We start from the raw sequence: 20,668 nt of genomic DNA on the forward strand, positions 1-20,668 counted from the left end.
CAGTGTTGTCAAAGCGGTTATGTAAAGCGGTTATCCCTTGGGAAACCGCGCGGTGCCATGCGCCCTGCTGTGGCCCGTTTGCCAATCCAATCGGCAAGTTCTGTTTCCGTGCGGGTGCGTCCCGCAGGATCAGACCAACTTAGACCATCGGCCAAACGCAAGCCACGCGCATCGACCAAACCGCCATCTTTGTATTTTTGCAGCCGCACACCTTTACCGCGCCCAAGTTCGGGCAATTCGTCAAGAGGGAAGATCAGCACTTTGCGATTTTCACCGACAACGGCGATGTGATCATTCTCTGCCGCCAATCTATGGCAGACAACCGCGCGCACACCTTCGCGCAGGTTTAAGACTTGCCGCCCCGTGCGCGTCTGCGCCAAAACCTCATCTTCAGCAACGAGGAACCCGTCCCCCGCACTGGAGGCCAAAAGTAGCTTTTGCCCCTCACGATAGGGGAAGAACGCCAAAATCTCGGCCTCATTGGGCAAATCTACCATCAGGCGCAACGGCTCGCCCAAGCCGCGCCCGCCAGGCAGGTTTGAGGCTTGGATCGTGTAGAAACGTCCGTTGGAGGCAAAAGCCAGCAACTTATCGGTTGTTTCCGCATGGAACAGGAAACGGCCCGCATCGCCATCGCGGAACTTCATCTCTGTGCCAAGATCAACATGGCCTTTGACTGCCCGCACCCATCCCATGGCTGAACACACCACCGTAATCGGTTCGCGCTCAATCATCGCCTCAAGCGGCACATCTTCAATCTCGCCCGCTTCGGCAAAGGCGGTGCGGCGTGCGCCACCTTCGGCGCTTGCGCCAAATTTCTTGCGGAATTCACGCAATTCATCGGCAATCCGCGCCCATTGCAAGCTTTCGGTTTCCAACAAATCCTCTAGGCCCGCACGCTCCTCCATCAGCGCGTCACGTTCGCGCTGCAATTCCATCTCCTCCAGTCGGCGCAGACTGCGCAGACGCATGTTGAGAATGGCATCGGTTTGCGTTTCGGTCAGTTCACCCTCGCCTTCGGGCGGGGTCTGATAATCCAATTCGGAGGTGGCGCGCACGAATGTGCGTGACCAATCTTCGCGCATCAGTGCAGCTTTGGGGTCTTGGTCATAGCGGATAATATCAATCACGCGGTCAAGGTTGAGGAAGGCGATCAGAAAGCCTTCAAGAACCTCTAAGCGGTGATCGATTTTTGCCACGCGATGCTCGGAACGGCGAATCAACACATCGCGGCGATGGTCGAGGAAGGCGCGCAGCACTTCCTTGAGGCTGCACACTTTTGGCACGCGCCCATCGATCAGCACATTCATATTCAGCGAAAACCGCGTCTCAAGGTCTGAATTGCGGAACAGCATCCCCATCAAAACTTCTGGGTCTACATTGCGCGAGCGCGGCTCAAGCACGATGCGAATATCTTCGGTCGATTCATCTCGAAGATCCGCCAAAATCGGCACTTTTTTTGTTTGGATCAGTTCGGCCAGCTTTTCGATCAGCTTGGATTTTTGAACCTGAAACGGGATTTCTGTAACCACGATCACCCATGATCCGCGGCCTTGATCCTCGACCTCCCATTTTGCACGCAAGCGAAACGCGCCACGGCCCGTGCGATATGTTTCCGCGATACTATCACGCGGCTCGACAATCACGCCTCCTGTGGGGAAATCGGGGCCTTGGATATAATTCAAGAGTGTTTCATCGCGGGCATCTGGGGTTTTGATCAAATGCAAACATGCGGCGATGAGCTCGTCCAAATTATGCGGAGGAATGTTTGTGGCCATGCCCACCGCAATCCCGCTCGCCCCGTTCGCCAAAAGATTGGGGAAGGCTGCGGGCAGAACCTCGGGTTCCGTCAAGGTGCCATCGTAATTGGGGCGGAAATCAACGGCGTTTTCGTCCAAACCTTCAAGCAGCGCCTCGGCCATCGCGGTCATGCGCGCCTCAGTATATCGGCTTGCCGCGGGGTTATCGCCATCAATATTTCCAAAATTTCCCTGACCATCGACCAATGGATAGCGCAGGTTAAAATCTTGGGCCAAACGCGCCATTGCGTCATAAATCGCGGCATCGCCATGTGGGTGGTAATTCCCCATCACATCGCCCGAGATTTTCGCAGATTTACGGAAGCCCCCGTTCGAGGCCAAACGCAACTCGCGCATTGCAAACAGGATGCGGCGATGAACAGGTTTCAGGCCATCACGCGCATCAGGCAGGGCTCGATGCATGATGGTAGACAGCGCATATTGCAGATAGCGCGTGCCAATGGCACGGCTGAGCGGCTCAACTTCCCGCTTCTCGTGAAAACTGTCATTCTGCTCGCTCATTGCACAACCTGATAGGCAAATTGCCCCGACCAAACAAGCGCCCCGTGCGCCCATTGCGATAAATTATTCCTCGCCTGCGCGGTTTTTTGCCCCAGATCGCCAGAATAGCAGGTCACCGCTGTGATCCGTGATTGCGCATTTTGTGCGTCACACATAGGCAAAGGCTGCGACAGGGCGAAGGCAAAGACCATGACAAAATCTATTCTGATAACAGGCTGTTCGTCAGGCATCGGGGCGTGCTGCGCGCACGGGTTGCGGGCACGCGGTTGGCGGGTCATCGCAAGCGCCCGCAAAACGGCGGATGTTGCGGCGCTGCGCGCCGATGGGTTCGAAGCCGTGCAATTGGATTACGCCGACCCTGCATCTGTGGAGACGGGGCTTGCAAACTGCCTTGAGCTGACGGGCGGCACCCTTGACGCGCTTTTCTCAAACGGGGCCTTTGGCATCCCTGGTGCAGTCGAAGATTTGCCACGCGGCGCTCTGGCCGAGATTTTCGAAACCAATGTCTTTGGCGTTCATGATCTGACGCGCCGCGTGATCCCTGTGATGCGCGCACAGGGGCATGGCCGCATCGTGCAACATTCGTCTATCTTAGGGCTTGTGACCTTGAAATGGCGCGCGGCTTATGTGTCGACCAAATTCGCGCTTGAAGGGCTGACCGACACACTGCGCCTTGAGATGCGGGATACAAATATCAGCATCAGCACATTGAACACGGGGCCCGTCACCTCGAAAATCCGACAGAATTCTATTCCGCTTTTCGAAAAATGGATTGATTGGGAAAATTCTGCACGCGCGGATCAATATCGCAACGGCTTGTTGAAACGCCTCTACGAAGAGCGCGGGCCTGACCCCTTTGAACTGCCTCCCGAGGCGGTTCTGAAGAAGCTTGTTCATGCGCTTGAGGCACCGCGCCCCAAGCCGCGCTATTACATCACAACGCCAAGCTATTTCATGTCGACCGCGAAACGGGTGTTACCGACCCGCGCCCTTGATTGGCTGATCGCAAAAGGGTGAGATTGCCGCATCCGTCCACTGCCCTCTGGCAAAAATAATTCGCCTCTGTGAAAAACGCCCTAGCTGTGGCCTATCACAGACCGCCACGACCGAAGGGAAACCCAAATGATCAACGACCCACTTTTTATTGTTGTCGCCTTGGCCTGTCTGGTCGTTGTGGCGATCTTGTTTCTTGGCATTAATTCCTTCCGCAAAGGCACCGCCGAAAGCGCGAAGCAATCCAATAAATTCATGCAAGCCCGTATCATCGCGCAATTTGTGGCGGTGATTTTGATCGTTCTTTTTGTCATTTTGCGCGGCTAGCCAGCCAATTAAGGGAGCAGACCCATGGTTGTTTTGAACAAAATTTACACAAAAACAGGTGATGACGGTGAAACCGCCTTGGGTGATGGCAGCCGCGTGGCGAAACATTCCATGCGCGTCACAGCATATGGAACCGTGGACGAGTTAAACGCGACCTTGGGCATCGCGCGGCTTGAAGCCAGTGACGAGATGAGTGCGCATCTTGCCCGCATTCAAAACGATCTTTTCGACCTAGGGGCTGATCTTTGCACCCCAAATATCGAGAAAGACGCCGAACGCCCCTATCCCGCCCTACGTATTGTTGAGGCGCAAGTAACGCGTTTGGAAAAAGAAATCGACAAGATGAACGCCGATTTGGAACCGCTGCGCAGTTTCATTTTGCCAGGTGGCACCGCCTTGTCGGCACATCTGCACATGTGTCGCACCGTCTGCCGCCGTGCCGAGCGGAATTGCGTGGAATTGGCAACGATGGAATCGGTCAACCCTATGGCGGTGAAATATCTAAACCGCCTCTCTGATTGGTTCTTCGTTGCGGGTCGCGTGGCCAATGAGGGTGGCAAAGCCGATATTTTGTGGACACCAGGCGCCAATCGCGAGGCTGAGTAGGTTACCGCAAACAAGCTTTTAAAATTAGTTTTCTCGAGAGCAGCGCCGCGTTAGAGCGTCTCAGATGCCGCTTTTGGTCTGTTGCCGCAGGGAATCAGCGATTACAACAGCGTCTGAATAATCGCGCCGCGGCGCATGATCGAAATGCTTTAACTGGAGAACGTGCGGATGAAAATTCTGGTGCCGGTCAAGCGCGTGATCGACTATAACGTAAAAGTTCGTGTCAAAGCGGATGGCTCGGGTGTTGATCTCGCCAATGTGAAAATGTCGATGAACCCGTTTGACGAGATTGCCGTGGAACAGGCAATCCGCCTGAAAGAAGCGGGCAAGGCTGAGGAAGTGGTGGTTGTGTCCATCGGCGTCAAACAGGCGCAAGACACATTGCGCACCGCTTTGGCTATGGGGGCAGATCGCGCGATCCTTGTAGAAGCCGCCGATGATGTGCATCACGATATCGAGCCTCTGGCCGTTGCCAAAATCCTGAAAGCTGTGATTGCAGACGAGGGCCCAAGCCTTGTGGTTGCAGGCAAGCAGGCCATCGACAATGACATGAACGCAACCGGTCAGATGCTTGCCGCCCTTCTGGGATGGAGCCAAGCAACCTTCGCCTCTGCCCTTGAGGTCGAGGGCGACAGCGCCACTGTGACCCGCGAGGTTGATGGCGGCTTGCAGACAATTAAGGTCAAAATGCCCGCAATCGTCACAGTTGACCTGCGCTTGAACGAGCCGCGTTACGCGTCACTGCCAAACATCATGAAGGCGAAGAAAAAGCCCCTCGATGAAAAAACGGCGGCAGATTACGGCGTGGATGTGACCCCGCGTTTGACAGTGATCAAAACGACCGAGCCAGAAACCCGCAAAGCGGGCATCAAGGTGGCTTCGGTTGAAGAGCTTATCTCGAAACTTAAAGACGAAGCGGGGGTAATCTGATGGCGGTTCTTCTTCTTGCAGATGTCACCAACGGCCAGCTTGCCGTTGATCAGGTGTCCAAGGCCCTCACAGCCGTATCTGGCTTGAGCGATGTTCATATTCTGGTTGCAGGCGAAGGTAGCGATGCCGCTGCTGCAGAGGCCGCGACCCTTGCAGGCGCATCCAAAGTAATCTTTGCGGGCGATCACGGCTTTTGCCACATGTTGGCCGAACCAGTTGCCGATTTGATCGTGTCGATGGCGGGCGGCTATAGCCATATTGCTGCTGCGGCGACCTCGGACGCAAAAAACGTGCTGCCCCGTGTGGCCGCTTTGCTGGATGTGATGATCATTTCCGAAGTTGTGGGCGTTGTGGATGCCGACACGTTCGAGCGCCCCATCTACGCTGGCAACGCCATCCAAACGGTAAAATCAAACGACAGCGTGAAGGTCATGACCATCCGCACCGCAGGGTTCGATGCCGCCGCCACTGGCAACTCGGCCCCTGTTGAGGCCCTTGGCACAGCCGCCACAACAGGCCTGTCCCAATGGGTTGAGGATAAAGTGGCTGCTTCGGATCGTCCCGAACTGACCTCTGCAGGGATCGTTGTTTCGGGTGGTCGCGGGGTTGGCAGCAAAGAACAATTCGCCCTCATTGAAGGACTGGCCGACAAGCTGGGCGCTGCGGTTGGTGCAAGCCGTGCTGCTGTCGATTCTGGCTACGCCCCCAATGATTGGCAGGTGGGCCAGACGGGTAAGGTTGTCGCGCCGGATCTCTATGTTGCCGTTGGTATCTCAGGTGCCATTCAGCACCTTGCGGGTATGAAGGACAGCAAGGTGATTGTGGCAATCAACAAAGACGAAGAAGCCCCCATCTTCCAAGTGGCGGATTACGGGCTGGTTGGGGATTTGTTTGATGTCGTGCCTGAATTGACAGGCAAGCTCTGATCCAATCAAACTTGGCTCTATAGACCCGCGCCGCGAATTGGTGGCGCGGGTTTTGTTTTTTCTACAGCTTGAGGATTTTCTCTGAGAGGTCACGCGCCGCGCGGACATGGATATCAGGCCCAAGCAAAGCGCGCACTATTTTCTCTTCTCCCAATCCAAAGAACATGCCCCGCGTTGGTTTTTCTTGTTCCTCACGCGTTGTCACGCATATCGTCAATGAGGCCGCTTGGGCGGCTATTTCTTCCAACATCCCCTGGTGACAAAAAGCGGGTCTGCCCCCAACTCACGGCAATAGCCCGTTTCCGCAGGCGGGAGGTGCCCGATCCATAGCAAGTGAACTGGGCAAATAGCGCGGTTCAAAAGGCTACGCATACGCGCCATCCAAGCCATCTTTAATTCATCCACAACGATCTGAAACCGATCTTCGGAACAGGTTAAAAGATGTTCCAACATATGGCGCGAGAAATGGAAATCCGTGAAATCAACCTCGCGATAGATTACCCGCAATATGTCAGAGGGTTGCAGGAACCTATCATTGCGGCGTGGATGCACCTGATAAAAGCGGTTGGTCAGGTGATGCGCACCTGTAATTTGCAACACAATCGCCTCGGCCCTACTCATCGCATCGGCGATAGCCCCATCGCCAAGCGCCAATTCCAACCCCGCATTCATTGCGGCCATATTCGCCACGGGGCGCCCCAACATCGCCGACAAGCGGTCAGGATAGGGCTGCGGTACGAATTTGCCGAATGTCTCAGAGCCGCCCAAACACAGCAAAAACGGCTTGGTTAGATCAATTTGCGGCCCACGAAACCGCATCGGTGACCCCTCATAGGTCACAAGTTTATAATCGAGGGGGCCATGCCCCTTGAAGGCAAAGCTCATTGCCTGCTCCCACCTTGATTCGTCTCACCCAAGGGAAAGAATGGCCAAAGCCTCTTACGAATTCCCTAACCATCAGATTTTACGAGATTTTATGTTAATTTTTGAATGATCCTGCAGCTTTGCGTTCTCAACTGCTGCAGCGCTTTTGCGCGGTTACGGCTTGTGTCTTTGGGGCTTCGCCTTTTATGGTGCAGCATGCAAAGACCACGCGTTTTCAAGACAAAGGTTCAGCGATGGAAATCAGCAAAATCGGCATCGTAGGCGCAGGCCAGATGGGCAATGGGATCGCGCATGTCTGCGCCTTGGCAGGTTATGAAATCTGGCTGAACGATGTCAGCCAAGATCAGTTGGACAAGGGCGTAGCGCTGATTGACCGCAACCTTGAGCGCCAAGTGAGCCGCGAGAAAATCTCGGCCGCAGATAAGGCAAATGCCTTGGCGCGCATCCATACGACATTGCACCTCTCTGACTTAGGCAAAACTGATCTCGTCATCGAGGCCGCGACTGAACGCGAAACTGTGAAGCAAGCCATCTTCGAAGATCTGCTTCCACATTTGCAGCCGCATACTATTTTGACATCCAACACCTCCTCTATCTCCATCACGCGCTTGGCCAGTCGCACGGATCGGCCTGAGAAATTTATGGGGTTCCACTTTATGAACCCTGTGCCCGTGATGCAGTTGGTTGAACTGATCCGCGGCATCGCAACAGATGACGAAACCTTTACGGCCTGTAAGGCGGTCGTGGATCGCCTTGGGAAAACATCGGCCACAGCAGAAGATTTTCCTGCGTTCATCGTTAATCGCATCCTGATGCCGATGATCAACGAGGCGGTTTATACGCTCTATGAAGGTGTCGGCAGCGTGCAATCAATTGACGAGTCGATGAAGCTTGGCGCCAATCATCCAATGGGGCCGCTTGAATTGGCGGATTTTATCGGTTTGGACACCTGCCTTGCCATTATGAATGTCTTACATGATGGATTGGCCGATACGAAATATCGGCCTTGCCCGCTTTTGACCAAATATGTCGAGGCAGGGTGGCTGGGACGCAAGACCGAGCGTGGCTTTTACGATTATCGGGGCGAAGTGCCCGTGCCCACCCGCTAGGGCCTAGACATAAATCGCGCGTCAGGGTTGTCTTTCAAAGACAAAACATGCGCCCTCAAATCAGCCATAAATTGACGCGGGGAGGCGCTGGCCTCCTTCCAGTCTTCTGGTAGGATCGGATGCCCGATTACAGGGGCCTGCGGTTTATCAAACGCATGGGCCACCTCATGCAGCAAAAGACCCTGCCGCAAAATGGGCGAAATCCGATTGGCAATTTGATACCACCGCGAATTTGATCCAGGGAAATTGAGCGGCAAAATTGTTGCCCCCGATGTGCGGATCATCTTTGCGGTAAACACATTCCATTCCGCTTCAACCGCAGGGCCGAAGGCGGTTTTTGCGGCGGCGACCACCCCTGATGGGAAAAGCGCAATCAACCCGCCCGCCTTGAGATGACTCATCGCTTTGTCGCGCATTTCAACCATTTTGCGCTGAGCCTCGGATTCATGGGGAAACGGCACGGGGATCATGTATTGAGCCGCGCTTTCATCAATTCCAGTCAACAGCGCGCGGGTCAAAATGCGGTAATCTGGCCTTTTGCGCCCGATCAGATCAGCCAAGATCATGCCATCCACCAAACCATGCGGATGATTGGCCACCAACACCACGGGCCCTGTTGCGGGAATACGGTCAAGCTGTGCCTCTGGGGTCAGCAAATCAATGCCCATGACCTTCATCGTAGCAGGCCAAAACTCCTGCCCTTTCTGGGCACCAAGTGTTTCAAATGCACGCACGCGGCGGATAATCGCGATCTTGCCCGTCATCCATTCTATCGCGCGAATAATCGTGCGTGTGACGGGGCTGTCGAATGTGTTGGAGTAGGTCAGGCTGCGCCGATCATAGACGGGGCCTTGCGGCACTTCGGCCGCCACAATGGGTGCTGCGCCAGATTTTGTTTCTGTCGTCTCAGTCACGCAGTCTGTCCCCTCCAGCCGCTTGTCGCAAACGGGCCTTAACGGCCTTCGCCAAATTTATCTGCGACAAGCTCCATCAGCGCCCCTGCCAGAGATTGCGCTTGAGTGCCAGTTGTTTCAACCTCAATTTCAGTGCCAATCGAGGCAGCAAGCATCAAAAGGCCCATAATCGAGTCGCCCGAAGCAGAAATGCCATCTTTGCTCACTGTCGCTTCGGCATCGAATTTTTCGACCGTTTCGACAAATTTCGCAGAGGCCCGCGCGTGTAGGCCTTTTTCATTCACGATTTTCAGAACGCAGCGTACCGTCTCGGTCATTCAGGGGTTCCATCAAAGCTGTTGATATAGCGCCGCCCCGCCTCGGTGGCGCGCGCCACCGCTTGATCCAAGGGCAAATGGCGCGATTTGGCCAATTTGATCAGCATCGGCAGATTAACACCGGTCAGAATTTTGCGGTTGGCACTGCGGCACGCAGGCAAGGATAAGTTCGAGGGTGAACCACCATACATATCGGTAACCACAACCACACCATAGCCTGTATCCACGGCATCTGCGGCGGCAGAAATATCACGTTGGCAGGTGGCGCGATCATCTTCGGGGCCGATGGGGATCGCGCGGGCCGCGTGAACAGGCCCCACCACATGTTCAGTCGCGGCCAACAATTCGCGGGCCAATCCACCATGTGCAACGATAACAATCCCTATCAACCGCAAGACCCTATTGTATTTCAGGGCGTGGCGATGAGGCCGCGCCGCTCCAATTCTCTATGACGTTTTGACACTTGCCAGCCCGCTTGTGCAAGGTGGCTTACGATGATTTCCGTCATTGCAACAGAGCGGTGTTGCCCCCCCGTGCATCCAAACGCAACTGTCAGATGCGTTTTTCCTTCGTCAACATAAGCAGGAAGGAGCGTTTCAATCAGTCCCAAAACTTGGGTGGAGAAGGGCGCGAACCGCGGATCTTTGGCAATGAAATCGCGCACGGCTTGGTCGCGCCCATCAGATCGGCGCAGATCGTCGTGCCAATACGGATTTTCCAAAAAGCGACAGTCAAACACCATATCGGCGCCAGTCGGCAGGCCGCGCTTGTAAGAAAAGCTTTGGATCGTCAGCGCCAAGCGATGCGGGGTTGTTGCGCTAAAATGGCGCGCAATCTCCTCGCGCAACTCATGCGGGCTGAGGGTGCTGGTATCGATCAGGCTTGTGGCGCGGGCGCGCACGGGGCTAAGCAATTCCTTCTCACGGCGTATGCCTGTCAGTGTATCCTCAGCGGGGGCCATTGGATGACGCCGCCGCGTCTCTGAAAAGCGGCAAACAAGAACATCATCGGCGCAGTCGAGATAAACCAGTTCGGATAAAACCTGCTCATGCGCGGCCAATCCATCGACCGCAGCAATCAATGTCTGTGCGGAGAAATCGCGGTTTCGTGGATCTGTGCCCAGCGCCAGAGGCCGCGTCAAAGGTGGGCCTTCCAATAGGCGGGGCAAGAGCGACAATGGCAGGTTATCAATCGCCTCGTATCCCAAATCCTCTAACGTATGGATGGCGCTGCTGCGGCCCGCACCAGACGGCCCTGTGACAAAGACCACCCGTTGCGCCTCGTCATCTCCCGAGGGGCGCGTGTGCTGTGGGTGGCCTGTTTTATCTTCGCGATCCATCGGCTTGGCACTTGTTAAGAACGGGTGGCATTGGCTCCTGCTCACAACTGTAGCGCAAATGGGCTGCGATCCAAGCGATTACGCGAGCGGGGCGAAGCCATGTCGCAGGGCGTGAACCACCGCGCTGGTCTGCGGGACGCGCGCATTGACGCCCAAAAGACGCGCAAAATGCCCGCGCCACATCGCCATGCGGGTGGCAGGCAGGCGAGGCTGCGGCATGTCTTGCAGATGTAAGACAAGCGCAAGGGCCGCCTGATCCACCAATGGCCCCGCATTCAAAAGCCCAATCCCCCGCGCCTCAATCATCGGCAGGCGTTCTGGGGGCGCGCGCAAGGTTAAACCTTCGGTATCGGCCTCAAGCAGGATCGCGTCATCGCAGATCAGCTCTGCACCAAACGTCATCAAATCAAGCGCAAGCGAGGATTTGCCTGCACTAGATGCCCCCAAGATAAGCACCCCCTGCCCTTCATACGCCACCGCCGTGGCGTGCAAACGTAGCGCAGCACCATGCATATGGCCAAACTGCGCCAAATCGAGCGCATTGGCAAAATTCCCACGATCCTCAGCCATAGATTAAATCGGCAAGCCAACGATGAACCGCGCACCAAGCGGGTCGGAGGTGACATCAGCCTCAGTGGGGCGAATATTTTCAGCCCAGATCACCCCACCATGCGCCTCAACAATCTGCTTGGAAATCGCAAGGCCGAGGCCCGAGTGATTGCCAAATTGTGCTTGGGGCCGCTCTGAATAGAAACGGGTGAACACTTTCGTCAGCGCGTCATCAGGGATGCCTGGCCCTGTATCTTCTACCACCACCAAAATGCGATCCTCTCTTTTGCGCGCCCAGATACGGACGGCATCCCCAGCATCGCAGAAAGACAAGGCATTGGACAAGAGGTTGACAAAGACCTGCGCCAAACGCCCCTCTAGCCCGGTGATCAGGATAGGCGCATCTGGCAAATCCGTAATGAAACTTACATCTTTCGCGCGCGCCTCGCCCGCGTGATAGCCGCAGATGTTGCGCAAGGTTCGCAGAAGATCAAATTCTTCTTCCTCCTCCTTGACCAAATCAGCATCTAATCGCGAGGCATTCGAAATATCTGACACAAGCCTGTCCAATCGTTGCACATCATGGGTGATCACCTCATAGAGCCTGCTGCGCTGATCATCCGTATTGGCGCGCTGCAAAGTGCTGACCGCTGATCGCAAACTGTCCAATGGGTTTTTGATCTCATGGCTGACATCTGCGGCAAACTGCTCGTTTGATTCAATCCGATCATAGAGCGCGCCCACCATACCACGCAGGGCCGCAGAGAGACGGCCTATTTCATCTGGCCGCCCCGTCAGATCAGGGATGCGCACTCGGGTGGGGCTAAGCTTGCGGGCATTTTTATCGCGGCCCATTTCGGCGGCATCGGACAAGTCGGACAGAGGGTTGGCAATGGTTGAGGCCAAGACAAGCGACAAAACAATCGAAATATTTCGAATCACTGTTTTTCTGCGGCCAGAATGTGGCATCGGCGCGTGAACGAACCGTTAGCGCCTCAACAAATCGCGCGAGTTCGACAAAATTTGTCCAATCGGGGAAATGGTTGCGCTAACTGTGCGGATGCGTCCTGTTCAGTAATAAAACCGTCATGTTATACGGGGCTTACGCGGGGTTGAGTGCAGCTCTGTTCCCGCGTTGATTTCCATCACTGCCGGGCAGCATCGGCACAGGAGCACAAGAAAACATGAGCACAGGACGCGTGAACCCCGCCCATCGGCTGGAGCATCAAGGCATTTCGAATCTGGGCCAGGTTCACTATAACCTGCTTGAACCTGCACTGATCCAAGCCGCTTTGACCCGCAATGAGGGTCGCCTTGGCAACGGCGGCACTCTGTTGGTCAGCACAGGAAAATATACGGGCCGCTCTCCTAAAGATAAATTTGTTGTCGCAACCCCTTCGGTCGAGCCGCATATCTGGTGGGACAACAACGCCCGCATGGAAATGGACGCCTTCGATCGCCTCTATTCCGACATGGTCGCGCATATGAAGGGCGGCGAATATTTCGTGCAAGATCTCTATGCTGGTGCGGATGCGGACCACCGCCTTGATGTGCGCGTGATCTCGGAGTTGGCATGGCACAACCTGTTCATCCGTCACCTGCTGCGCCGCCCATCGCGCACAGAACTGGACAGCTTTGTGCCCGAATTCACAATCATCAATTGCCCTAGCTTTAAGGCGGATCCTGCGAAACATGGCTGCCGCACGGATACAGTGATCGCGCTGAATTTTGACAAAAAACTGATCTTGATCGGTGGCACCGAATATGCGGGCGAAAACAAGAAATCGGTTTTCACCTTGTTGAACTATCTCTTGCCTGAGAAGGGCCTCATGCCGATGCATTGCTCGGCCAATCACGCCACGGGTAACCCTGATGATAGCGCGGTGTTCTTTGGTCTTTCTGGCACAGGAAAAACCACGCTTTCCGCTGATCCTGCTCGCGTGTTGATTGGTGATGATGAGCATGGATGGTCAGAAAATGGCATCTTCAATTTTGAGGGTGGCTGTTACGCCAAGACCATCAACCTGCGCAAAGAGGCAGAACCAGAAATCTACGCCACGACCCATAGTTTCGGCACTGTGATCGAAAATATGGTCTATGACGAAGAAACGCTTGAACTTGATTTTGACGATGCAAGCCTGACGGCAAACACCCGCTGCGCCTATCCGTTGGAGCAGATCTCAAACGCGTCCGACACAGGGCTTGGCGGGCATCCGAAAAATATCATCATGCTGACCTGTGATGCTTTTGGTGTTTTGCCTCCGATTGCGCGCCTGACCCCTGCGCAGGCGATGTATCATTTCTTGTCAGGTTTCACCTCTAAGGTTGCCGGCACAGAGCGCGGCGTGACCGAGCCAGAACCAACCTTCTCAACTTGTTTTGGCGCCCCCTTTATGCCGCGCCGCCCTGAGGCCTATGGCAACCTTCTGCGCGAAAAAATCGCCACTTACGGGTCGACCTGCTGGCTTGTGAACACGGGCTGGACGGGCGGGGCCTATGGCACAGGGTCGCGCATGCCCATTAAAGCAACCCGCGCCCTTTTGACCGCGGCACTGGATGGGTCACTCAATCAAGGCCAATTCCGCAAAGACTCCAATTTCGGCTTCGAAGTGCCTGTCAGCCTTAAAGGGGTAGATGATGCCCTGCTTGATCCACGCAGCACATGGTCAGATGCCGCAGCCTATGATGCGCAGGCCGCAAAATTGGTTGGGATGTTCGCCGATAACTTTGCGCAATATGTGCCCTACATAGACGAAGACGTAAAAGCAGCCGCGATCAGCTAAACCTCATCGCAAGAGCAAGGCTTCGAAAACCGCTCCCGACACAGGGGCGGTTTTTTTATCAGCCCATCAGACCACGGCGCACCAAATTGGCCCCTGCCACAAGTAGAACGATCAATGTGATCTTGCGAAATTTGACGGGTTCAAGCCGATCAGACAGCTTGAACCCCACCTGCATGCCCAGAAAGGCAGGGATGAGCAGCGCCACCGAAAACGGTGCCGTGGTCAGGTTCAGCACCCCTGAGGAAAGATGCCCCGTCAACAGGCTGACCGACCCCAGACCATAGACCACACCCTGCACCAACATCTGGCGGGCCTTTGGGGTATCAAGGGCAATGAGATAAAGAACCGTGGGCGGCCCCCATGTGCCTGTCAGCCCCCCCAAAGCCCCCGCCAAAGTGCCGACACCCCATTCCGCCTTGCGGCGGTGCTGCGGTGGAATGTGAAATTTGATGCCCATCAACTGGATCAGGGTTAACACCACCACAGGAAAACCAAGGATCAGATACATCGTTTGGGTTGGTATGACGGTCACAAATTGCGCAACGATAACGATCATCACACAGACGATCAGGATATACCGCCAATATTCCTCAAACGCCGTTTTGGCCTCAGCCCAGCCATAACGGGCCACCTGCAATCCGTTGGAAAGGACTATCGGGAAAATGATGCCTGCAATCGCCAATTGCGGCTCTAGAAACATCGACAAACCCGAAATCATGATCAAAGGCATGGCAAAGCCAACCGCACCTTTCACGAAACCTGCCGCAAAAGTCACGCCAAGGGCGAGGGCGAAAGCCCAATATGGCATAAGGTGTAAGAAATCTGTCATGGCTGCTCCCTGCCTTGGTCAGGGTATTGCGCACATCCAACACCAAAACAAGCGCGACATTTTAATTCTTTTCGGTGCATTTTTTCGAATTAATGTTGCGCTGCATCTGCAAAATGATTTAGAAGCAGGTGCAGAATCGAAGGATAAGCTTGCCCTTGCGCACCCTCAATTTGGAGAGACGCTATGCCCCGTGACGCCGAAATGACCGCTGCCCCTGTGATCTTGGCCAATCTCACCGCTTTGACGGCAGAGGCCCTGCCCCCAGTCGAGGCGGTTTTGGCCCGTGCCAAAGACGCCGTGCGCGATTTGGTGACAGTGGACGGGAAAATCTCGGGCGCGGCGATTGAGGCGGAGCAGACCGCCGCACATGGTCTGGCCTGGCTTGCCACCTATGTTGAGGCGCTGCGCCAGATGCAAACATGGGCCGAACTCTTGGGCAGTGAAGGCAAGTTTGGTGATATTGAACAATTAATCTTGCAAATTGCTTTTGGCGAATATCTGGCCCAACTTCAGGGCGGGATTGCTATGAACCAAGGCGAAGTGCTGCGCCTGTCTGAACTTGGGCTTGGGGACGCAGATGCAAATCTTCTGAAAACAGATGCAATCGCCACATTGGTCACACGCGGCAACACCCAAGCAGCCCGTTTGCGCCTTGTTGAGTTGATGCATGAACGCGCCGCAGAAATCACTGTTGGCACCTCAGGCCTTGAAGATGAATTGGAAATGATCCGCGAACAATTCCGCCGCTATGCGCTGGAAAAGGTCGAGCCTTTCGCACATGACTGGCACCTGAAAGACGAACTGATCCCCCTCTCGGTGATCGAAGAGCTGGCAGAGATGGGCGTGTTCGGCCTCACCATTCCAGAGGAGTATGGTGGCTTTGGCCTGTCCAAAGCGGCGATGTGTGTCGTCTCGGAGGAACTTAGCCGCGGATATATTGGTGTGGGCTCCCTTGGAACGCGTTCAGAAATCGCGGCTGAGTTGATCCTTGCTGGGGGAACGGATGAGCAAAAGGAAAAATGGCTGCCCGCCTTGGCAAGCGCCGAGAAGCTGCCAACAGCCGTGTTCACCGAACCCAACACTGGCTCAGACCTGGGCAGCCTGCGCACCCGCGCGGTCAAGGATGAGGCGGGCAATTACCGCATCACGGGTAACAAGACATGGATCACGCACGCGTCACGCACCCATGTCATGACCCTCTTGGCCCGCACTGACCCCACGACCACTGATTACCGTGGCCTGTCGATGTTCTTGGCCGAAAAAACACCGGGCGATGACGAAAACCCCTTCCCCACCGCAGGTATGACGGGCGGCGAGATCGAGGTCTTGGGTTATCGCGGCATGAAAGAATATGAACTTGGCTTCGACAATTTCGAGGTGAAGGGCGAGAACCTTTTGGGCGGCCAAGAGGGGCAAGGCTTTAAGCAACTGATGCAGACTTTTGAAAGCGCGCGCATCCAAACCGCTGCCCGCGCCATCGGCGTGGCACAATCCGCCTTGGATGTTTCGATGCAATATGCCCAAGATCGCAAACAATTCGGCAAATCCCTAATCGAATTCCCGCGTGTTGCCTCAAAATTGGCCATGATGGCCGTAGAAATCATGATTGCGCGGCAATTGACCTATTTCTCCGCTCGCGAAAAAGACAATGACCGCCGTTGCGACCTTGAGGCAGGAATGGCCAAATTGCTTGGCGCACGAGTGGCATGGGCCGCTGCGGATAACGGATTGCAGATCCATGGCGGCAATGGGTTTGCGCTTGAATATAAAATCAGCCGTATTTTGTGCGATGCCCGTATACTCAACATCTTTGAAGGCGCGGCAGAGATCCAAGCTCAGGTGATTGCGCGCCGCCTTCTAGGCTAATCATGCGCGCCTTGAGGGCATGTGCCGCCCTTCTGGCACTCGCCGCCTGCAATGAAGACACACCCATGCCCCCTGTCGGGGCATGGGTCTTGCAATCTGATCCAAGCATAACCTTGGAAGTGGACGCAGAATTTAACTTTTACGGTCAAGGCCCCTGCAACCGTTACTTTGGTCGGTTCGAAGTGGTGGAAACTGGCCTCAGTGCAGGCCCAATTGGCGCTACGCTGATGGCCTGTCCCAATCTCGACCAAGAATTCGCCTATTTCAGCGCCCTTGAGGCGACCCGCAGCACGGCTGTAGAGGATGGACAATTGGTTCTGCGCAGTGCTGAGGGCGCAGCCCTCGTTTTCAGCCATCAACATTGACGGTTGAGGATATCCACTAAGCGCCCACGCGCGGCGGGAAGTGGGCGATCCCCCAAACTGGGGGCCAAATGATTGGCCAAGAAATGCCCTGTCAGGCGCAAGCCTGCTTGCCGTTCAGCGTGATCAGCGGGGCCAACCCCCTGCAAAAAAAGCGGCAAGGGTAAAAGGCGATCTGCCCATTCACCCGCCGCATCGCGCGCCACAGCGCGCCCTGTGCGCGGCGACACATAGGCCAAATCCTGCGACACGCCTGTGCGGGCGCAGTGGCTGAGATCGAGGCCAAAGCCCAACTCAGACAACAGCGCCAATTCCCATTGCACATAGGCATCGAGCCAATGATCCGCACCAAGCCCATCCAGCAGTGCAAGGCTATGTGCATAAAGCGCGGGGTAAGCGCTGCGTTCAGGCAAGGCAAAAGACAAAAGTGCGCAAACCGCGTTGAGCCCTGCAAGCTGCACAGGGTCGCTCATCACAGGGGCCGCGCGCGCGATCAAAGGCTCGATTGTGAAGGCGCCCATATGATCCGCGAGGCGCGCGCGCCATGTCGCCTGAAGCTGCGTTCCAACTTGCAAATGGGCGGCCATTTTGCGAGAGGCCCCACCCCGCAAAACGCCCACGAAACGGCCCTGCTCTGCCGTGAAAATTTCAAGGATGGCGGCAGATTCCCCATGGCGCCGCGCCGCGAGCAATACACCTTCTGCGTGCCATTCCATCAGATCAGACCCTTTGCTGAGGCTAAAGCAATCCCTCTTGATCTAGCATATGCCGACCCGCACGATCTTCCACCTCAATCACCCAAAGATCAGGGTCAAATTCGCGCTGTTTGGCGATGGCTGCATCCACCTCTGCCTCTGGCCCTTGCGTCAGCACATCCCAGACCCGCGCACCAGTCTCTAGATCAAACCCACGATGAAACAAGGAGGCGGTGCCATCAAGCAAGGACAGCTTAACCAAGACCGCACCCGCATCCTTATCACCCCGCGCCACGACAAAGGCGGGGATCTCGGACAAAGACAGCCGCCGCAGATAGGCTTGCACCCAAAACTCTGCGCGCAGACGGGGGGTCACTTGGTGTTCCCGTCCTTAAAATCGAGGCCCATTTCTGAATAGCGCTCAGATTCTTCGAGCCAATTCGGGCGCACTTTGACCTGCAAAAATAGATGCACCTTGCGGCCAAGAAACTCGGCCAATTCTTCGCGCGCGGCGCGCGAAACGGCCTTAATTGTTTCGCCCCGATGGCCCAACAAAATGCCCTTATGTCCGTCACGGCTGACGTAAATCACTTGATCAATGCGCGCGCTGCCATCATCGCGTTCCTGCCAGCTCTCGGTTTCCACCGTTAATTGATAGGGCAATTCTTGATGCAGGCGCAGGGTCAGTTTCTCACGGGTCATCTCTGCCGCGATCATGCGCATTGGCAAATCCGCAATCTGATCCTCAGGGTAAAGCCACGGCCCCTCTGGCATCTCTTGCGCCAACCATTCGCGCAAATCGCCCACACCATGGCCGCGCTCTGCTGAGATCATAAAGGTTTTCACAAATGGAAAAGCCGCGTTGGCCACTTCGGTCAGCTTCAACAACTGAGGCGCCTCAACGCGGTCGATTTTATTAATCGCCAAAGCGATCTTCCGACCCGAGGCCTTTTCAAGCAAACCGCTTAAGATTTCCTTGACCCCTTCGGTCAATCCACGATGGGCCTCGATGAGCAGGACAACCACATCCGCATCCGCGGCCCCTGTCCAAGCGGCCGCGACCATCGCCCGATCCAAACGGCGGCGCGGCCGAAACAGACCAGGCGTGTCGACAAAAACAATCTGGCTTTCGCCCTCAAGCGCCACACCACGAATACGCGCGCGGGTGGTCTGGACCTTATGGGTCACAATCGAAACTTTTGCCCCGACCATATGATTAAGCAAGGTAGATTTACCTGCGTTCGGTTCACCAATAAGGGCAACAAATCCAGCGCGGCTGGTCATGGGCAGTTCCTTTTTTCAACGATCTTTGGGCATAGCGGGAAATCAGCCCTAGCGCCAGACGCATTAAGCGGAACCACCATCGAGGGCGGCAAGCAATTTTTTTGCGGCTTCTTGTTCGGCGTGACGCTTGGCTTTGGCACTGGCCTGCGCGGCCTCGCCCGAACTGAGCGTAACTTCGATGGTGAAGGTAGGGGCATGATCTGGCCCTTCACGGCTTAGCTCGGCATAGCGAGGCAAGCCTTTCCCCTTGGCCTGCGCCCATTCCTGCAAGGCGGTTTTCGCATCGCGGGCATCATCGGCCACTGTATCGGCCTTGCCCGCCCAAAGACGGCGGATCAGCCCACGCACCGCATCATAACCTGCGTCCAAGTAAACGGCGGCAATCACAGCCTCCATCGCATCGCCCAAAAGGGCATCTTTGCGGCGCCCCCCCGTCATCATTTCGGATTTGCCCAATTTCAACACCGCGCCCAAATCTACGCTGCGCGCGACTTCGGCACAGGTTTCCTTGCGCACAAGTGCGTTAAAGCGGGGGGCCAGTTGCCCCTCTGGCGCGTCTTGATCCTGTTCGAGCAACAGCTCAGCAATGACCAATCCCAACACGCGATCCCCCAAGAATTCCAAGCGTTGATTATCCGCTCGGGTCGGAGAGGAGAGCGAAGAATGGGTCAAAGCCCGCAAAATCAATTCGGGGCGGGAAAAGCTATGCCCTAAACGGGCGCAAAACTCGTTAATCTCACGCGATAATTTCACTGTAATGCTCTAAAAAACCGATCACTGCGCCATGTCCAGAAATAGACCATGCGATCCCCTGCAGAAGAAAAGATCACCCGATCTGCGCGGCCCAAAAGATTTTCAACAGGCACTAACCCAACCCCGCCAATAGAACGAGGGAAACGGCTATCTTGAGAGTTGTCACGATTGTCGCCCATCACGAAAACATGACCCTCGGGCACAGTAAATTCGGGGGTGTTATCCGCGAAAGAGCGGTCATCAATATTCAACACCGCATGCGATACCCCATTGGGAAGCGTCTCAATCGCGCGGTCTTTTTCGCAGATCCCACCCGCCCCAACAGGCGCATTTGAACAGCGCGGAAGGTGGCCCAGCGGGCCTTGTGGCTCGAACGCCTCAACGAAAGGTGCTGTTGGCTCTTGTGGGACGGGCGTGCCGTTGATGATCAACTGGCCATCTTGAACTTGGATCACATCCCCGGGCAGACCAATAACACGCTTGATGAAATCTGCATCATTGGTGGGATGGCGGAAGACGGCAATATCACCACGCTCGGGCAATGTCTCGAAAATGCGGCCGGAGAAGGGACACATCGAGAAAGGGCAGCTGTGACGCGAATAGCCATAGGCCATTTTATTGACAAACAGGAAATCACCGATCAGCAACGTGTCTTTCATCGATCCGGACGGGATCCAAAATGGCTGAAAGAACAAGGTGCGAAAGACCCCTGCAATCAGCAGCGCGTAGACAATCGTTTTGATCGTCTCGCCAATTCCCTCTTTTTTTGCCTTATAGCTTGCCATGCGTTTTGCCCCATCCGCTAAAAAATCGCGGTGGCCTTCGCCTGTGGCACCCTTGTGTCGCATCGCGGCAGGATTGCCAAAACGTCAACCGACCC

22 protein-coding genes and 2 pseudogenes are annotated in these 20,668 nt (G+C 55.5%); 10 read left to right on the forward strand and 14 right to left on the reverse strand.

What is annotated here, in order from left to right; translation table 11 throughout:
• Nucleotides 1-17: 17 nt before the first annotated feature.
• Nucleotides 18-2,321, reverse strand: coding sequence for a DNA topoisomerase IV subunit A (locus AAC636_RS00095; RefSeq protein WP_340299929.1), 2,304 nt, complete (start codon nucleotides 2,319-2,321; stop codon nucleotides 18-20).
• 189 nt (nucleotides 2,322-2,510) lie between these two features.
• Between AAC636_RS00095 and AAC636_RS00100 the strand changes: the two genes are divergently transcribed.
• The 5 genes from AAC636_RS00100 to AAC636_RS00120 all read left to right on the forward strand — a co-directional run bounded on the left by AAC636_RS00100 (nucleotide 2,511) and on the right by AAC636_RS00120 (nucleotide 6,103).
• The gene (locus AAC636_RS00100) at nucleotides 2,511-3,338 is read left to right on the forward strand and encodes an SDR family NAD(P)-dependent oxidoreductase (protein WP_340299930.1); all 828 of its coding nucleotides are present in this window, start codon (nucleotides 2,511-2,513) and stop codon (nucleotides 3,336-3,338) included.
• Between the two features lie 105 nt (nucleotides 3,339-3,443).
• Entirely contained in the window at nucleotides 3,444-3,641 is a 198-nt protein-coding gene (locus tag AAC636_RS00105) for a twin transmembrane helix small protein (RefSeq protein WP_317657285.1), read from the forward strand.
• Between the two features lie 24 nt (nucleotides 3,642-3,665).
• Nucleotides 3,666-4,247: a cob(I)yrinic acid a,c-diamide adenosyltransferase gene (locus AAC636_RS00110; RefSeq protein WP_340243676.1), complete on the forward strand. Its 582-nt coding sequence runs from the start codon at nucleotides 3,666-3,668 to the stop codon at nucleotides 4,245-4,247.
• Nucleotides 4,248-4,415: 168 nt separating this feature from the next.
• On the forward strand, nucleotides 4,416-5,177 hold the full coding sequence (locus AAC636_RS00115; protein WP_340262966.1) for an electron transfer flavoprotein subunit beta/FixA family protein: 762 nt from the start codon (nucleotides 4,416-4,418) through the stop codon (nucleotides 5,175-5,177).
• Nucleotides 5,177-6,103: an electron transfer flavoprotein subunit alpha/FixB family protein gene (locus AAC636_RS00120; RefSeq protein WP_340299931.1), complete on the forward strand. Its 927-nt coding sequence runs from the start codon at nucleotides 5,177-5,179 to the stop codon at nucleotides 6,101-6,103. Before AAC636_RS00115 ends, AAC636_RS00120 begins: the two co-directional genes overlap by 1 nt.
• A 61-nt stretch (nucleotides 6,104-6,164) precedes the next feature.
• Here AAC636_RS00120 and AAC636_RS00125 read toward each other — a convergent pair.
• Nucleotides 6,165-6,988: pseudogene (locus AAC636_RS00125) on the reverse strand (DUF6473 family protein).
• A gap of 233 nt (nucleotides 6,989-7,221) precedes the next feature.
• Between AAC636_RS00125 and AAC636_RS00130 the strand changes: the two are divergent.
• On the forward strand, nucleotides 7,222-8,097 hold the full coding sequence (locus AAC636_RS00130) for a 3-hydroxybutyryl-CoA dehydrogenase (protein ID WP_340298308.1): 876 nt from the start codon (nucleotides 7,222-7,224) through the stop codon (nucleotides 8,095-8,097).
• Here AAC636_RS00130 and AAC636_RS00135 read toward each other — a convergent pair.
• From AAC636_RS00135 to AAC636_RS00160, 6 genes and pseudogenes are all read right to left on the reverse strand, one after another.
• Complete coding sequence (locus tag AAC636_RS00135; protein WP_340301057.1) at nucleotides 8,094-8,972, reverse strand: lysophospholipid acyltransferase family protein; 879 nt, start codon at nucleotides 8,970-8,972, stop codon at nucleotides 8,094-8,096. The genes AAC636_RS00130 and AAC636_RS00135 overlap by 4 nt on opposite strands.
• A gap of 77 nt (nucleotides 8,973-9,049) precedes the next feature.
• Nucleotides 9,050-9,328 (reverse strand): HPr family phosphocarrier protein, encoded by a 279-nt coding sequence (locus AAC636_RS00140; RefSeq protein WP_340299933.1) that lies wholly within the window; start codon nucleotides 9,326-9,328, stop codon nucleotides 9,050-9,052.
• On the reverse strand, nucleotides 9,325-9,717 hold the full coding sequence (locus AAC636_RS00145; protein WP_317657278.1) for a PTS sugar transporter subunit IIA: 393 nt from the start codon (nucleotides 9,715-9,717) through the stop codon (nucleotides 9,325-9,327). Before AAC636_RS00145 ends, AAC636_RS00140 begins: the two co-directional genes overlap by 4 nt.
• Nucleotides 9,718-9,737: 20 nt before the next feature.
• A complete protein-coding gene (gene rapZ, locus AAC636_RS00150; RefSeq protein WP_340299934.1) occupies nucleotides 9,738-10,667 on the reverse strand; it encodes an RNase adapter RapZ in 930 nt (309 codons plus the stop codon).
• A gap of 78 nt (nucleotides 10,668-10,745) precedes the next feature.
• On the reverse strand, nucleotides 10,746-11,237 hold the full coding sequence (locus AAC636_RS00155) for an HPr kinase/phosphorylase (protein ID WP_340299935.1): 492 nt from the start codon (nucleotides 11,235-11,237) through the stop codon (nucleotides 10,746-10,748).
• 3 nt (nucleotides 11,238-11,240) lie between these two features.
• Nucleotides 11,241-12,146: pseudogene (locus AAC636_RS00160) on the reverse strand (sensor histidine kinase); the annotation flags it as partial.
• Nucleotides 12,147-12,400: 254 nt separating this feature from the next.
• Here AAC636_RS00160 and AAC636_RS00165 point away from each other — a divergent pair.
• Nucleotides 12,401-13,999 (forward strand): phosphoenolpyruvate carboxykinase, encoded by a 1,599-nt coding sequence (locus AAC636_RS00165; RefSeq protein WP_340299936.1) that lies wholly within the window; start codon nucleotides 12,401-12,403, stop codon nucleotides 13,997-13,999.
• A 58-nt stretch (nucleotides 14,000-14,057) separates the two neighbouring features.
• Here AAC636_RS00165 and AAC636_RS00170 read toward each other — a convergent pair whose 3' ends face one another.
• A complete protein-coding gene (locus AAC636_RS00170; protein WP_340299937.1) occupies nucleotides 14,058-14,828 on the reverse strand; it encodes a sulfite exporter TauE/SafE family protein in 771 nt (256 codons plus the stop codon).
• Here AAC636_RS00170 and AAC636_RS00175 point away from each other — a divergent pair.
• The 3 genes from AAC636_RS00175 to AAC636_RS00185 all read left to right on the forward strand — a co-directional run bounded on the left by AAC636_RS00175 (nucleotide 14,827) and on the right by AAC636_RS00185 (nucleotide 17,059).
• Complete coding sequence (locus AAC636_RS00175; protein WP_340262949.1) at nucleotides 14,827-15,033, forward strand: hypothetical protein; 207 nt, start codon at nucleotides 14,827-14,829, stop codon at nucleotides 15,031-15,033. The genes AAC636_RS00170 and AAC636_RS00175 overlap by 2 nt on opposite strands.
• On the forward strand, nucleotides 15,012-16,694 hold the full coding sequence (locus AAC636_RS00180) for an acyl-CoA dehydrogenase family protein (RefSeq protein WP_340299938.1): 1,683 nt from the start codon (nucleotides 15,012-15,014) through the stop codon (nucleotides 16,692-16,694). Before AAC636_RS00175 ends, AAC636_RS00180 begins: the two co-directional genes overlap by 22 nt.
• A gap of 65 nt (nucleotides 16,695-16,759) precedes the next feature.
• Nucleotides 16,760-17,059 (forward strand): META domain-containing protein, encoded by a 300-nt coding sequence (locus AAC636_RS00185; protein ID WP_340299939.1) that lies wholly within the window; start codon nucleotides 16,760-16,762, stop codon nucleotides 17,057-17,059.
• Here the strand turns inward: AAC636_RS00185 and recO are convergent.
• From recO to lepB, 5 genes are all read right to left on the reverse strand, one after another.
• Complete coding sequence (recO, locus tag AAC636_RS00190; protein WP_340301058.1) at nucleotides 17,050-17,775, reverse strand: DNA repair protein RecO; 726 nt, start codon at nucleotides 17,773-17,775, stop codon at nucleotides 17,050-17,052. The genes AAC636_RS00185 and recO overlap by 10 nt on opposite strands.
• Before the next feature lie 19 nt (nucleotides 17,776-17,794).
• On the reverse strand, nucleotides 17,795-18,127 hold the full coding sequence (locus AAC636_RS00195) for a DUF1491 family protein (RefSeq protein ID WP_340262941.1): 333 nt from the start codon (nucleotides 18,125-18,127) through the stop codon (nucleotides 17,795-17,797).
• Nucleotides 18,124-19,035: a GTPase Era gene (gene era, locus AAC636_RS00200; protein ID WP_340299940.1), complete on the reverse strand. Its 912-nt coding sequence runs from the start codon at nucleotides 19,033-19,035 to the stop codon at nucleotides 18,124-18,126. Before era ends, AAC636_RS00195 begins: the two co-directional genes overlap by 4 nt.
• 63 nt (nucleotides 19,036-19,098) lie before the next feature.
• Nucleotides 19,099-19,788, reverse strand: a complete 690-nt coding sequence (gene rnc / locus AAC636_RS00205) for a ribonuclease III (RefSeq protein ID WP_340262937.1) — start codon at nucleotides 19,786-19,788, stop codon at nucleotides 19,099-19,101.
• Nucleotides 19,785-20,573, reverse strand: coding sequence for a signal peptidase I (gene lepB, locus AAC636_RS00210; protein ID WP_340299941.1), 789 nt, complete (start codon nucleotides 20,571-20,573; stop codon nucleotides 19,785-19,787). The genes rnc and lepB overlap by 4 nt, the downstream gene beginning before the upstream one ends.
• Nucleotides 20,574-20,668 lie beyond the last annotated feature (95 nt).

The organism is Roseobacter sp. HKCCD5988, from assembly GCF_037830355.1.
GTDB lineage: Bacteria > Pseudomonadota > Alphaproteobacteria > Rhodobacterales > Rhodobacteraceae > M30B80.

Coding starts and splice junctions, on each gene's coding strand:
- AAC636_RS00095 (WP_340299929.1), bottom strand. CDS start 2,321: ATGAGCGAGCAGAATGACAGTTTTCACGAGAAGCGGGAAGTTGAGCCG.
- AAC636_RS00100 (WP_340299930.1), top strand. CDS start 2,511: ATGACAAAATCTATTCTGATAACAGGCTGTTCGTCAGGCATCGGGGCG.
- AAC636_RS00105 (WP_317657285.1), top strand. CDS start 3,444: ATGATCAACGACCCACTTTTTATTGTTGTCGCCTTGGCCTGTCTGGTC.
- AAC636_RS00110 (WP_340243676.1), top strand. CDS start 3,666: ATGGTTGTTTTGAACAAAATTTACACAAAAACAGGTGATGACGGTGAA.
- AAC636_RS00115 (WP_340262966.1), top strand. CDS start 4,416: ATGAAAATTCTGGTGCCGGTCAAGCGCGTGATCGACTATAACGTAAAA.
- AAC636_RS00120 (WP_340299931.1), top strand. CDS start 5,177: ATGGCGGTTCTTCTTCTTGCAGATGTCACCAACGGCCAGCTTGCCGTT.
- AAC636_RS00130 (WP_340298308.1), top strand. CDS start 7,222: ATGGAAATCAGCAAAATCGGCATCGTAGGCGCAGGCCAGATGGGCAAT.
- AAC636_RS00140 (WP_340299933.1), bottom strand. CDS start 9,328: ATGACCGAGACGGTACGCTGCGTTCTGAAAATCGTGAATGAAAAAGGC.
- rapZ (WP_340299934.1), bottom strand. CDS start 10,667: ATGGATCGCGAAGATAAAACAGGCCACCCACAGCACACGCGCCCCTCG.
- AAC636_RS00155 (WP_340299935.1), bottom strand. CDS start 11,237: ATGGCTGAGGATCGTGGGAATTTTGCCAATGCGCTCGATTTGGCGCAG.
- AAC636_RS00165 (WP_340299936.1), top strand. CDS start 12,401: ATGAGCACAGGACGCGTGAACCCCGCCCATCGGCTGGAGCATCAAGGC.
- AAC636_RS00175 (WP_340262949.1), top strand. CDS start 14,827: ATGGCTGCTCCCTGCCTTGGTCAGGGTATTGCGCACATCCAACACCAA.
- AAC636_RS00170 (WP_340299937.1), bottom strand. CDS start 14,828: ATGACAGATTTCTTACACCTTATGCCATATTGGGCTTTCGCCCTCGCC.
- AAC636_RS00180 (WP_340299938.1), top strand. CDS start 15,012: ATGCCCCGTGACGCCGAAATGACCGCTGCCCCTGTGATCTTGGCCAAT.
- AAC636_RS00185 (WP_340299939.1), top strand. CDS start 16,760: ATGCCCCCTGTCGGGGCATGGGTCTTGCAATCTGATCCAAGCATAACC.
- era (WP_340299940.1), bottom strand. CDS start 19,035: ATGACCAGCCGCGCTGGATTTGTTGCCCTTATTGGTGAACCGAACGCA.
- lepB (WP_340299941.1), bottom strand. CDS start 20,573: ATGGCAAGCTATAAGGCAAAAAAAGAGGGAATTGGCGAGACGATCAAA.